This window comes from Kribbella sp. NBC_00709, assembly GCF_036226565.1.
GTDB lineage: Bacteria > Actinomycetota > Actinomycetes > Propionibacteriales > Kribbellaceae > Kribbella.
Genome location: NZ_CP108996.1, coordinates 5,661,483 through 5,674,007, shown reverse-complemented (window position 1 = coordinate 5,674,007; position 12,525 = coordinate 5,661,483). Strand labels below are relative to the sequence as shown.

Here is a 12,525-nt window from a genome sequence, read left to right as displayed (position 1 = left end):
GCATGCAAACACCAATGGGTTCCGGATTCAGTGCCGCTTCCACGACGTACGACGTCCTCGAAGGCATCGATCTGCACGGCAAGATCGCGATCGTGACCGGCGGGTACTCCGGGCTGGGCAAGGAGACTGTCCGCGCCTTCCGGTCCGCGGGCGCGGACGTCATCGTGCCGGCGCGCGATGTCGCGCGCGCAGCCGGCGAGCTGGCCGACATCGACGGCGTTGTCGTCGAGGAGCTGGACCTGCTGGATCCGGCGAGCATCGATACGTTCGCGGACCGGTTCCTGGCCGGCGGGCGGGCGCTGCACATCCTGGTCAACAGTGCGGGCATCATGGCGAACCCGCTGACCCGGGACGCCCGCGGATACGAGTCGCAGTTCGCCACGAATCATCTCGGGCACTTCCAGCTCACGACGCGGTTGCTGCCGGCGTTGCGGCAGGCCGGTGGCGCCCGGGTGGTGGCGGTGTCGTCGCGCGGGCACCGGTACAGCGACGTCGATTTCGACGACCCGAACTTCGAGCACCGCGAGTACGCGCCCTACCCGGCGTACGGGCAGTCGAAGACCGCGAACGTGCTCTTCGCCGTCGAGCTGGATGCGCGGGAGCGGGCGGATGGGATCAGGGCGTTCGCGGTGCATCCGGGCAGCATCATCACCCAGCTGGCCCGGTATTCGGACCGCGAGACGTTGCGCGAAGGCGGTTTCCTGGACGAGAACTACGAGCCGGTGATCGATCCCGCGCGCGGTCTGAAGACCGTCGAGCAGGGCGCGGCGACGCAGGTGTGGTGTGCGGTCAGCCCCACGCTCGACGGGTACGGCGGGGTGTACTGCGAGGACGTCGACATCGCGACGGTGCACACGTCGGACGAGGCGGACACCGGCGTACTGGCGGTGACTCCGGGCGCGTTCGGTGTACTCCCGTATGCGATCGACCCGGAGAACGCGCGGCGGCTGTGGAAGCTCAGCGAGGAACTTCTCGACCGCGGATAAACCAGTCGCGGTAACCGGGTCGCTCGGTGGACGCTGGGCGGGTGGAGATCTCGAAGCTGTCACCCGACGACGAAGCCGGGTGTGCCGAAGCCGTTGCGCTGAAGAGCGCAGCCCTCAAACTCGACTGCCCGGAGATGGTGCCGCCGACGGCGCGTGGCTATGCGAACATGCTGCGCTACGGGTGGGATCTGGAGCCCGAGTACGCCTACCTGGCGCGAGACACCGACGGGACCGCGGTCGGGCTGCTGGCCGTGGGCGTCAACCTCTACGACAACACGAACCAGGTCTGGGTCGACGTCGACGTCCATCCGGATCATCGTGGCCGCGGAGTCGGGTCGGCACTGGTCGAGTACGGCGAGGGGTTCGCCCGTGAGCTGGGCCGGGACACGATCGGCTACGGGTGCGTGGACCTGCCGAAGGCGGATGCGTTCGCGCGCCGGCACGGGTTCGTGCAGAAGGCCGTCGAGGTGAACCGGCGACAGGACATCACCGGACTCGACTGGGGTGTGGTGCAGCGGCTGTACGACGACGCGGTCGCCGCGTCCACGTCGTACGAGCTGACGAAGCTGACCGGGGCGCTGCCGGAGGAGCTGCTGGAGGACATGGTCACGCTGACCGCCTCCATCAACGATGCTCCCAAGGACGACCTGGACATGGAGGACGACGTCTACAGCCCGGAGCGTCTGCGCGCGTACGAGGAGGCGCAGTCGAAGAGCGATCGCACGGTCTACCGGGTGATCGCCCGCGAGAAGTCCACCGGTGCGCTCGCCGGCCACACGGTCGTCGCCGTCGAGCGCGAACGCCCGTACATCGGCGAGCAGCACGACACCGCGGTGGACCGCGCCCACCGCGGCCACCGCCTGGGCGCTCTGGTGAAGTCCGCGATGCTCCTGTGGCTCCGCGAGGCCGAGCCCGCCATCACCCAGATCGACACCTGGAACGCCGAATCCAACAACCACATGATCGGCATCAACGAACAACTCAACTACCGGATCATCGCCCGCATCCTGGCCTACCAGAAGAAGCTCTGAAGCAGACCGGGGGCGCCGCAACCAGCGACGCCCCCGCCCTCTACTGCTGAAAACTCAGTTACTGCTGAAAGCTCACTCGCCCACGAGCTGGTTCCAGTGGCCGGTGATCGAGAAGACGCCGGTGCCCGGGATGGTGCCGCCGGTGACCCGGCCGTAGGACGTGACAGCCGTCGCCGAGCCGTTGAACTTGCTCGTCGCGTACTGGTACGCCGAGTCGGTGTCGTTGTCGAAACCGGTCACCAGCGTGCCGCCCTTCTCACCGCACTCCCTGGCGGCCAGCGACTCGTACGCCGCGAAGCCCGTGCTCCGGACCAGCTTCAGGACCGGCTTGGTCGAGGCCGCGGCCGGGACCCGGACCGTCCAGAGCGCGCCCGCCTTGGTGGTCATCAGGAGCGTGTCGTAGGTCGGGGTCTCGGAGATCACGGTCATCGCCTTGAAGCCCTTGAAACCGGCGAAGTGGCCGAGTGCCCGGAACGTGGCGCCCGACGCGGCGTAGCGGTAGAGGCTGCCGTTGGTGCTCAGCCCGTACAGGTACGAGCGGTTCGGCGCGGTGATGGCGTAGTTCGACGTCACGAGCTGGGTGAAGCTGGTCCAGCCGGAGCCGATCCGCGCGTACGTCGGCCGCGCGTTGTCGGTGTCGAAGTAGGTGACACCGCGGTACAGCGTGCCGTTCTGCACGAACAGGCTGTGGTAGTAGAAGTGCGCGTCGGTCTGCACGCCGTACCACGTCGTGTTGAGCCGGGTGCCGACGAACGGGAACTCCGCGAAGAACTCACCGCGCGGCGGCTTGGCCGGCGTGATCAGGGCGTCGTTGATCCCCGGCGTCGGGGTGTTGAAGCCCACGTCCTGCACGCATCCCCCGGAGGCGAGCTTGGTGTTCGGCGTGGTCTTCAGGTTGCCCTTGGCCGGGTTGGCGATCGCGGGCGTCGGGTTGGACCGGACGGCGGCGGTGGCCGGTACGGAGGCGGCCGTGGCGGCGAGCATGCCGACCCCGGCCAGGGCGAGCGCGAAGCGCTGCAGTTTCATACTGGGAGTCCCCCTCAGGACAAGAATGACCTCGATGAGCCTCGAGATCGTGCGCGAGCATAACGTGCGCGGGGGACGAAACGCGCCGCGGTTGCAGCTTGTTGCAAAGGTTCCAGGCTAGACCGCCTGGACCACTGTGACCTTCATCTCGTCGGAGAAGATCTAGGCCAAACCGAACAACTTCGCAATCCGGTCGACCGACTCGTCCTCGGTCCGGCCGATGTCCACCGCGACGCCGGTGAGACCGAGCCGCTCGGTCTCACCGGCGACCCGTTCGGTGAACATCCGGTCCCGCTCCAACAAGTTGCTCAAGGCCCGTTCAGGCCTGCTCGTTCGCCCGGCGATGGTCCAGAGCGACCCGCGCTCGGTGAAGGCGGCCCGCTGGAACGCGGGTGTCGGCAGCAGCCACACAGCCTGCCGCCGATCGGCCAGCAACGGCTCGACGAGCTCGGGCAACAGCCGGAACCCCTCCACCACGACCGGTTCCACCGGCAGGCTGAGCAGATCTTCGACGATCAGCCCGAAGGCCTCGCCGCGGAACCAGTGGAAGGTGTCGAGCATGACGTCCGGTGATCGGTTCGCCCAGCGCTCGTCCATGTCCATCGCGAGGAAGTCCTGCAGGTACGGCGTTTCGTGGGGACTGCTGCGGGCGTTGTGGTCGCCCATCGCGGCGTCGGTGTCGTAGCGGCGAAGGCCGAACCGGTCGGCGAGGCGACGGGAGATCGTCGACTTGCCGGCGCCGGTGCCGCCTGCGAGCCAGTAGACGTGGGCGAGCCGACCGCGGAGGTCCGTCACGCCGGCTGGACGATCGTTACCAGCATTTCGTTGGTGAGGGTGAAGTCGAGGGACTTGTAGAGGCGGATGGCGTTGGTGTTGGTGCCGCCGGTGTGCAGGAACGGGGTGCGGCCGGTGGACTTGATGTGGGCGGCGGTGGCGCGGATCAGGCGCGTGGCCAGGCCTTGGCCCTGGTACGACGGGTGGGTGCAGACGGCGCTGATCTCGGTGTGATCGGGGAGGGCGAACCGCGTGCCTGCCATCGCGATCAGGTTGCCGTCGCGGCGGATGCCGAGGTAGGTGCCGAGCTCGATCGTGCGGCTGCGGAACGGGCCGGGATCGGTCAGCGCGACGAGCGCGAGCATGTCCGGTACGTCGTCCGGGCCCAGGACGATCGTCTCCGGGTCCGCGGCCGGCAGCGACGCGGGCGCGACGAACTGGACCAGCGGGATCTCCAGGTCCACCTTGAGACTGTCGGGCACCGGAAGACCCGGCCGCATCAGCGCACCCGTCGTACCGGGACCGAGCAGCGCGGCCGCATCGGCCCAGTCCTGCTCGGTCGGTACGTCGGGCAACGCCAGGAACGGCGCCATGGCCGTCGGGTAGCGACGGGCGTTGCCGCGGATCTCGGCCAAGCGGGCGTGCGGGCCGGTCAACGCGGCGTACACGGGATTCTGCAGATTCATCAGAATCCCAGTTTGCGCAACTGCTTCGAATCTGTCTGCCAGTTTTTGGCGATCTTGACGTGCAGGTCGAGGTACACCGGCGTCCCCAGCAGGGCTTCGATCTGCCGCCGCGCCTCCGCGCCGACCTCGCGGAGCCGGGCGCCCTTGTGGCCGATCACGATGCCCTTCTGGCTCTCCCGCTCGAGGAAGATGTTCGCGTACACGTCCAGCAGCGGCTTGTCCTCGGGGCGGTCCTCGCGCAGGTTCATCTCGTCGATGGTGACCGCGATCGAGTGCGGCAGCTCGTCCCGGACGCCTTCCAGCGCGGCCTCGCGGATCAGCTCGGCGACGAGCGTCTCCTCGGGTTCGTCGGTGATGTCGCCGTCCGGGTAGAGCGGGAAGCCGTTCGGCAGCAGCTTCACCAGCTCGTCGGCGACCACGTCGACCTGGTAGCCGGAGGTTGCCGACACCGGCACGATCGCCGCCCACTCGATCCCGGCGGACTCACCCAGCGCCTGGATCTCGGCCAGGTGCTCGACCATCCGGTCGGGCTCGACCAGGTCGGCCTTGGTGGCCAGCGCGACCTTCGGCGTCTTCGCGACCTTCGCCGCCTCGGTCACCAGGAACCGGTCGCCGGGGCCGATCTTCTCGCTGGCCGGCAGGCAGACCGCGATCACGTCGACCTCGGCCCAGGTGGTCTTCACCAGGTCGTTCAGCCGCTCGCCGAGCAGCGTGCGCGGCTTGTGTAGCCCAGGGGTGTCGACCAGGATCAGCTGGGCGTCCGGCCGGTGCACGATCCCGCGGACGGCGTGCCGCGTGGTCTGCGGCTTCGACGAGGTGATGACGATCTTCTGGCCCACCAGCGCGTTGGTGAGGGTGGACTTGCCGGCGTTCGGCCGGCCCACGAAGCAGGCGAATCCTGCCTTGAAGTTCTCAGGTGTGGACGACATCGCGGGCCTCTCCGGTGCCATTGGCATGTACGACGGGAATGTTGGCGCCAGCGAAGTGCCGTACGACGTTCACATCAACTGACTCGGCCTCGGTGACCACCGCGGCCGCCTCCAGACCCTTCACCCCGGACGCGAGCGCCATCGCCACGGCCAGCTGCAGTGCGGTCAGCTCGACCGTGTCGAGCGAGACCGTACAAGCGGCGTACGTGCGCCCGTCGGAGTCGCGGACGGCGGCTCCTTCAGCGGCCCGCGTCCGGGCGCGGGCCGCGCGGGCGAGCGTGACGAGTTTCGCGTCCTCGGCGGACAGGTCAGACAAGAAATGCTCCAAGAGATAGGTCAGGCGTGCTGGTGGTTCTGGTCCTGCGGCGCGGGAGTCGGCTCCTCGCGTCGTACCAGAACCGTACCTACCTGGTTGCGGCGACCGGACGGCCGCTCCGCCGTCAGCGACAGACCCTCGATCGCCACCTCGGCGCCGGGGATCGGCACCTTGCCGAGCAGCTTGGCCATCAGACCGCCGACCGTGTCCACGTCGTCGTCGTCCAGCGGTACGCCGAACAGCTCGCCGAGCTCGTCGATCGGCAGCCGGCTCGAGACCCGGTACGCGCCGTCGGACAGCTGCTGCACCGAGTCCGGGTCCTCGTCGTACTCGTCGGTGATCTCGCCGACGATCTCCTCGAGGATGTCCTCGATCGCGACCAGTCCCGCCGTACCGCCGTACTCGTCGACGACGATCGCCAGGTGCATCCGGGCCGCCTGCATCTCGCGCAGCAGCTCGTCGACCGGTTTGGAGTCCGGGACGTACATGCACGGCCGCATGACCGACTCGACCCGCTCGGTCGACTCGGCCTGGGCGTTGTCGTAGACGCGGCGCATCACGTCCTTGAGGTAGACGACGCCGAGGATGTCGTCCAGCGACTCGCCGATCACCGGGATCCGCGAGTACCCGGACCGCAGCGCCAGCGAGGTGAGCTGGCGGAGCTTCTTGTGCTTCTCGATGTAGACCATGTCGGTCCGCGGCACCATCACCTCGCGGACAATGGTGTCGCCGAGCTCGAACACCGAGTGGATCATCTGCCGCTCGCCGGACTCGATCACCGCGGACTTCTCGGCGTAGTCGACCAGCGCGCGCAGCTCGGCCTCGGTCGCGAACGGTCCTTCGGCGAAGCCCTTGCCCGGGGTCAGCGCGTTGCCGATCAGGATCAGGAACTTCGGCAGCGGACCGAGGATCCGGGTCACCGCCATCACCGGGCCGGCCGAGATGATCGCGAACCGGTCCGAGTGCTGCCGGCCGAGCGTCCGCGGCGCGACGCCGATGATCACGTACGACACCAGCACCATCACCACCGCGGTGATCAGGATGTGCTCCCAGGTCACCGACAGGACGCCGGACAGCGCCTGGGTGACCAGCACGATCGCGGTGATCTCGCAGATCAGCCGGAGCAGGAGCAGCGAGTTCAGGTACCGCGGGGCGTCGGACAGCAGGTCCCGCAGCCGGACCGCCCGCAGGTTGCCCAGCTCGACCTGCTCGTTCGCGCGCACCTTCGAGTACGACGACAGCGCGGCCTCGGCACCGGCGAACAGACCGGCGAGCAGGACGAGCACCGCAGCCACAACCAGGAGCACGAGGTCGTGGTAGGTCACCGCAACGTCACTCCTGCCTCAGACACTCTCGAGCCGGTTTCCAGGTGCCCGCCATGCTTCCAGCAGGCGGCCCTGGATCTCCCACATCTCCGCTTTCTCGGCGGGTTCCGCGTGGTCGTACCCGAGCAGGTGCAGGATGCCGTGCACCGTCAGCAGCTCCAGCTCGGCCCAGGTGCCGTGACCGGCCTTCGCGCCCTGCGCCGCCGCGACCGTCGGGCAGAGCGCGATGTCGCCGAGGTGACCGAGCGGCAGCTCGCCCTCGTCGTCGTCGGACGGCCCGGGCCGCAGCTCGTCCATCGGCCACGACATCACGTCGGTCGGACCCGGCAGATCCAGGAACTCGACGTGGTACCGCGCCATGGTGTCCTCGTCGACCAGCTTGATCGACAGCTCACACTCCGGGTGCAGCCGCAGCGACGACATCACGAACCGGCTGAGCCGCATCAGTCCGTGGGCGTCGATCTCGACTCCGGACTCGTTGTTGACCTCGACGTTCATCGGTGAGTTTCAGCACTACCTTCATAGTTTTCGTACGCCGAGACGATCCGCCCGACCAGCTTGTGCCGGACCACGTCGTGCGAGGTCAGCCGGCAGAAGGTCAGGTCCTGGACACCTTCGAGGATGTCCTGGACGACGCGCAGGCCGGAATGCGTCCCGGTCGGCAGGTCGACCTGGGTGACGTCGCCGGTGATCACCATCTGCGAGCCGAAGCCGAGCCGGGTGAGGAACATCTTCATCTGCTCCGGCGACGTGTTCTGCGCCTCGTCCAGGATGATGAAGGCGTCGTTCAGCGTCCGGCCGCGCATGTAGGCCAGCGGCGCGATCTCGATCGTGCCGGCGGTCATCAGCCGCGGGATCGACTCCGGGTCGAGCATGTCGTGCAGGGCGTCGTACAGCGGGCGCAGGTACGGGTCGATCTTCTCCGACAGGGTGCCGGGCAGGAACCCGAGCCGCTCACCGGCCTCGACGGCCGGCCGGGTCAGGATGATCCGGTTGACCTCCTTGGCCTGCAGCGCCTGGACCGCCTTGGCGACCGCCAGGTAGGTCTTGCCGGTGCCGGCCGGGCCGATGCCGAAGACGATCGTGTTCTTGTCGATGGCGTCGACGTACCGCTTCTGGTTCAGCGTCTTCGGCCGGATGGTGCGGCCGCGGCTGGACAGGATGTTCTGCGTCAGCACGTCGGCCGGGCTCTCGGCCGTCGCCTGCTTGATCATCGCGATGCTGCGCTCGACCGAGTCTGCGGTCAGGCCGTGCCCAGTGCGGATCACCGCGATCAGCTCGTCGATCAGCCGCTCGGCCAGGGCCAGCTCGGCCGGCTCACCGTTGAGCGTGATCTCGTTGCCGCGGACCATGATGTCGGCGGCGAACTCTTTCTCTACGATGCGGAGGAACTCGTCCCGGGCTCCGAGCAGGGCCACCATGTCGATGCTGTTCGGCACGACGATCTTGTGCGACGCCTGCGCGCCGGCGGCACCTGAGACTGTGCCGTTCTGGCGGGCCTCCGGTTCGATACTGCGTGGCCTGGACAGGCTCTTCCTCCTGAGTACTGGTGATGTGACCTCCCATGCTAGCCGCCTGGTCCGACAGCCTCACTCGTAATTCACCCGGACACGCTCGGTGAGCGGACTTTCTGCCGGGTTGTTGTCAACCTGGGACGAGGTCTTCGCGTCGTCTTTTCGTGGCTCAACCGGCCGTGGTGTACGAAGAGTGCGTGACACATGAGTCCTCGTGGGATGCCGACGAGGCGCTGACGGCTGTCTACACCGCTCATTACACCTCGCTCGTCCGCCTCGGCTCGCTGCTGCTGCGCGACACCGGCTCGGCGGAGGAGATCGTGCAGGACGCGTTCGTCGCGATGCACGGTCGCTGGCACCGGATCCGCGACCCCCACAAGGCGCTCGCGTACCTGCGGACCGCCGTGGTGAACCGCTGCCGGTCCCGCCAGCGCCACCTGGTGGTGGTGGACAAGCACACCCCGCGGACCCTTCCCGACGCGCCGAGCGCGGAGCAGGCGGTACTGCGGACCGCGGAGACCGACCGTGTCATCGAGGCGATGCGGACCCTGCCGGAGAAGCAGCGCACCGTGATGGTGCTCCGGTACTACGGTGACCTGTCGGAGGCCGAGATCGCGGACACGATGGGCATCAGCCGGGGCTCCGTGAAGAGCCACGCCGCACGCGCAACCAAGTCGCTGCGCCAGCTCCTGGAGCAGAACGTATGAACGACCAGAACTCGAACGAGCCGTTCGACGAGCTGATGCGCCGGGCCCTACGGAGCGAGGCGGACCGGGTCGAGCCGGCTGACGCGTTGCCGGAGATCCGCGCCCGCGCGCATGCTCAGCGCCGGCCGGTCGCGCGGCGGCCCTGGCTCCTGACCGCCGGCTTGGCCGCGGTCGGGACGGCCGCGGTGGTCGGCGCGTTCACCGTCTTCAACGGGAACGACAACATCGCCAACGACGGCGACGCGGTGGCCGGTCCCGGTACGACGACCAGCGCGTCCGGCGTACCGCAGAGCCAGACGCCGTCCGTCCTCTCCCCGGCACCGTCACCGGTCCCGACCGCTGCCACCCTGCCGCCGACCAAGTCGACGTCGGCAGCGGTGAAGACAGTCCAGCCGACCGACAGCAGCGCCCCCGAGCAGTCGGTGCGCAGCGCCGTTGTCCCTGTCTACTGGCTCGGTCAGCAGGTCGGCGTACCGAAGAAGTCCGCCGCGAAGCTGTACCGCACCTGGGCGAAGGTCAGCGGCCGCCCGGCCGAGGAGGCGGTCCGCATCATGACCACCAAGCAGCCAGAGGACCCGGACTACTACTCGGTCTGGCGTGGTGCCGCCGTGAACCGTGTCACCCGCTCGGACGGCGTCGTCACCGTCGACTTCAAACAGCTTCCGAAGACCGACCTCGACCCTGATCTCGCCAGGGTCGCCACCCAGCAGCTGATCTACACCGTGCAGGGCGCACTGCAGGACGACACCACCTCGATCCAGGTCACCCAGGCCGGCCGAGCGGTCCAGAAGCTCTTCGGGCAGGTCGACACCAGCACTCCGCTCACCCGGGCGCAGGCGACGGATGTGCAGGCGCTCGTTTGGATCACGTCGCCCAGTGAGGGCGCGGTGACCGGCAGCAAGGTCACCGTCGAGGGCACCGCGAGTGCGTTCGAGGCGACCGTCAACTACCAGCTGACGAACCTGAAGACCCGCGAGACGAAGAAGAGCTTCACCAACACCACGGAGGGGCAGAAGTTCTCGCCGTTCGCGTTCTCGGTCGTGCTGACGCCTGGCCAGTGGCAGATCGAGGCCTATCTGATCTCCGATGCCGACGGCAGCGTCACCAACACCGACTCGAAGACGATCCTGGTCAAGTAGCCGGCAGCACGATCGTGAATCCGGCGCCGCCTTCCGGTGCCGGTCCCGCGGTGAGCGTGCCACCGAGCCTGGTGACCAGTCCCTGAGCCAGCGCGAGGCCGATCCCCGAACCGACCGGCCGCCGGCCGCGGTACTTCTGGTTGAGTACGCCGGGCTGGAACGCGACAGCGTAGTCCTCCGGTGCGAGACCGGGACCGCCGTCGCGAACCTGGATCGTGATGTCGTCCGCCGTGCGCCCCAGTGACATCGTCAGCCGCGCACCGGCCGGGGTGACGCGGAGAGCGTTCTCGGCCAGACCGTCCAGGACCTGCCGGATCCTGCGCGGATCGGTCGTCGCTACGGCCGGCACCGGCGGCAGGTCGAGGTGGAACCGGACGCCTTGCCGCTCGCAGCGCACCCGCCAGACCTCGGCACACGCGACGAGCGTCTCGCGCAGGTCCACCCGGGCGAGATCGAGCCGGAACTGATCCGCACCGATCCGCGCGAGGTCGAGCAGGTCGCTGACCAGCCGTTCGAGCCGCTGCGACTCCTGCCGGATCACCTGACCGGCATGCCGCGGATCGGTCGCGACCCCGTCGGCGAGCGACTCGGCGAACCCGTGAACCGCGGTCAACGGCGTCCGCAACTCGTGCGAGACCGAGAGCAGGAACTCGCGCTGCCGCGCCTCGCTGTGCTGCAAGGCGATCGAGAGTTCGTTGACCGCGGCCGCCACCTCGGCCACCTCGGTCGGCCCTTCGACCGGTGCGCGGAGATCGCGCCGACCCTGACGCATCGCCGCCGCGACGTCCGCCGTACGACGCAGTGGACGGCCGAGGAGCCGGCCGAGCAGCGCACCGGCGAGGGCGGCGACCAGCAGGCCGGCCCCGAGCGCGAACAGGATGTTGCGGATCAGGATCCGCTGGGTGTCGGCGGCCAGCCGGACCGGCTCGACCAGGGCGAACCCGGAGGTGTCGCCGAGACCGCGAGCTTCGACCAGGTAGTCGGTGCCGCCGACCCGCACCTCGGTGGAGATCCGCTGCCTACTGTCGATGTCGCCGAGCCCGGCCGTGATCGCTGCCTGGGTGGAGGATCCGTCGGTCGACTGGACGCCGCGCCTCGGCAGGAGCAGTACGACGACGATGCCCTGGCCGCGGACGACCTGCGCGACCCTCCCGAGCCCGGCCGCACGCGAACTCAGACCACGCTGATCCACCTGGCCGGCGATCACGTCGGCCTGCGCGGCCAGCGACTGCTGCAGCACGTTCTGGGCGGACCGCCTTGCCAGCCCCGCCATCACCAGACCCGCCACCAGCACAGCGACCCCGGCGACAGCTACACAGGTCAGCACGATCCGGGTGGCCAATGAGCCACGACCGGCTTCGGCCGGGGTCCGGACCTCGACGGCCATCAGTCGCGGTCGGCCGCGTAGCCGACGCCGCGCACCGTGCGGATGGGACTGGCCGCGCCGAGCTTCGCGCGCAACTGGGCGATGTGCACGTCGACCGTCCGGGTGCCTGCCACGGACTGGTATCCCCAGACCGAACTGAGCAGCTCGTCGCGCTCGAACACCCGGCCGGGGCGCCGGAACAGCTGGGTCAGCAGGTCGAACTCGGTCGACGTCAGGCTCACCTCGGCCTCGTCCGCCCAGGCCCGCCGGCGGCCGACGTCGAGCCGCACCACACCCACCGAGAGCACGTCGCCTGCCGCCGGAACGCCGCCGGCCGCGCGCCGGAGGACGGTCCGGACGCGGGCCGCCAGCTCCCGCGGACTGAACGGCTTGGTGATGTAGTCGTCCGCGCCCAGCTCCAGGCCCAGTAGGCGATCGACCTCGTCGTCGCGGGCGGTGACGAACAGGACCGGCGTCCAGTCCCCGGCGGCCCGCATCGTCCGGCAGACGTCCGCGCCGTCGCGGCCCGGCAGCCCGATGTCGAGGATCACCGCGACCGGGTGCAGCCGCCGCCAGGCGGCGAGCGCTGCCTCGCCGTCGGACTCGATCCGGACGCCGAAGCCGTCCCGGCGCAGGTACAGCTCGATCACCTCGGCGATCGCCGCCTCGTCCTCCACCACCAGAACCAGCCCGCGGCCGGCTTCGGCCATCCTCTGCTCCTGGAGA

Annotated in this window: 14 protein-coding genes; 4 read left to right on the top strand and 10 right to left on the bottom strand. The window is 68.9% G+C overall.

Features of this window, described 5'->3' with window-relative positions:
- Nucleotides 1-2: 2 nt before the first annotated feature.
- Together OHA18_RS27995 and OHA18_RS27990 are read left to right on the top strand one after the other, a co-directional pair.
- Entirely contained in the window at nt 3-986 is a 984-nt protein-coding gene (locus tag OHA18_RS27995; RefSeq protein ID WP_328998293.1) for an oxidoreductase, read from the top strand.
- Between the two features lie 41 nt (nt 987-1,027).
- Entirely contained in the window at nt 1,028-2,017 is a 990-nt protein-coding gene (locus OHA18_RS27990; protein WP_328998292.1) for a GNAT family N-acetyltransferase, read from the top strand.
- 72 nt (nt 2,018-2,089) lie between these two features.
- Here the strand turns inward: OHA18_RS27990 and OHA18_RS27985 are convergent, their stop codons facing one another.
- The 8 genes from OHA18_RS27985 to OHA18_RS27950 all read right to left on the bottom strand — a co-directional run bounded on the left by OHA18_RS27985 (nt 2,090) and on the right by OHA18_RS27950 (nt 8,494).
- Nucleotides 2,090-3,043 carry a hypothetical protein gene (locus OHA18_RS27985; RefSeq protein ID WP_328998290.1) on the bottom strand — a complete coding sequence of 318 codons (954 nt, stop codon included), beginning with the start codon at nt 3,041-3,043 and terminating at the stop codon, nt 2,090-2,092.
- Nucleotides 3,044-3,205: 162 nt separating this feature from the next.
- Nucleotides 3,206-3,838 carry a hypothetical protein gene (locus OHA18_RS27980; RefSeq protein ID WP_328998289.1) on the bottom strand — a complete coding sequence of 211 codons (633 nt, stop codon included), beginning with the start codon at nt 3,836-3,838 and terminating at the stop codon, nt 3,206-3,208.
- Nucleotides 3,835-4,503 carry a GNAT family N-acetyltransferase gene (locus OHA18_RS27975; protein WP_328998288.1) on the bottom strand — a complete coding sequence of 223 codons (669 nt, stop codon included), beginning with the start codon at nt 4,501-4,503 and terminating at the stop codon, nt 3,835-3,837. Before OHA18_RS27975 ends, OHA18_RS27980 begins: the two co-directional genes overlap by 4 nt.
- Nucleotides 4,503-5,432, bottom strand: coding sequence for a GTPase Era (gene era, locus OHA18_RS27970; protein WP_328998287.1), 930 nt, complete (start codon nt 5,430-5,432; stop codon nt 4,503-4,505). The genes OHA18_RS27975 and era overlap by 1 nt, the downstream gene beginning before the upstream one ends.
- Nucleotides 5,416-5,748 carry a cytidine deaminase gene (locus tag OHA18_RS27965; RefSeq protein WP_328998286.1) on the bottom strand — a complete coding sequence of 111 codons (333 nt, stop codon included), beginning with the start codon at nt 5,746-5,748 and terminating at the stop codon, nt 5,416-5,418. Before OHA18_RS27965 ends, era begins: the two co-directional genes overlap by 17 nt.
- A 20-nt stretch (nt 5,749-5,768) precedes the next feature.
- Entirely contained in the window at nt 5,769-7,073 is a 1,305-nt protein-coding gene (locus OHA18_RS27960) for a hemolysin family protein (RefSeq protein WP_328998285.1), read from the bottom strand.
- 18 nt (nt 7,074-7,091) lie between these two features.
- Nucleotides 7,092-7,571, bottom strand: coding sequence for an rRNA maturation RNase YbeY (ybeY, locus tag OHA18_RS27955; protein WP_328998284.1), 480 nt, complete (start codon nt 7,569-7,571; stop codon nt 7,092-7,094).
- On the bottom strand, nt 7,568-8,494 hold the full coding sequence (locus tag OHA18_RS27950) for a PhoH family protein (protein ID WP_329006168.1): 927 nt from the start codon (nt 8,492-8,494) through the stop codon (nt 7,568-7,570). The genes ybeY and OHA18_RS27950 overlap by 4 nt, the downstream gene beginning before the upstream one ends.
- 290 nt (nt 8,495-8,784) lie before the next feature.
- On the opposite strand from OHA18_RS27950, the gene OHA18_RS27945 reads away from it, so the two are divergent.
- On the top strand, nt 8,785-9,294 hold the full coding sequence (locus tag OHA18_RS27945; protein ID WP_328998283.1) for a SigE family RNA polymerase sigma factor: 510 nt from the start codon (nt 8,785-8,787) through the stop codon (nt 9,292-9,294).
- Nucleotides 9,291-10,433: a Gmad2 immunoglobulin-like domain-containing protein gene (locus OHA18_RS27940; RefSeq protein WP_328998282.1), complete on the top strand. Its 1,143-nt coding sequence runs from the start codon at nt 9,291-9,293 to the stop codon at nt 10,431-10,433. The genes OHA18_RS27945 and OHA18_RS27940 overlap by 4 nt, the downstream gene beginning before the upstream one ends.
- On the opposite strand, the gene OHA18_RS27935 is transcribed toward OHA18_RS27940, so the two are convergent.
- Both OHA18_RS27935 and OHA18_RS27930 read right to left on the bottom strand, forming a co-directional pair.
- Nucleotides 10,426-11,820, bottom strand: a complete 1,395-nt coding sequence (locus OHA18_RS27935) for a sensor histidine kinase (RefSeq protein WP_328998281.1) — start codon at nt 11,818-11,820, stop codon at nt 10,426-10,428. The two genes, OHA18_RS27940 and OHA18_RS27935, sit on opposite strands and share 8 nt — an antisense overlap.
- On the bottom strand, nt 11,820-12,509 hold the full coding sequence (locus tag OHA18_RS27930) for a response regulator transcription factor (RefSeq protein ID WP_328998280.1): 690 nt from the start codon (nt 12,507-12,509) through the stop codon (nt 11,820-11,822). The genes OHA18_RS27935 and OHA18_RS27930 overlap by 1 nt, the downstream gene beginning before the upstream one ends.
- Nucleotides 12,510-12,525 lie beyond the last annotated feature (16 nt).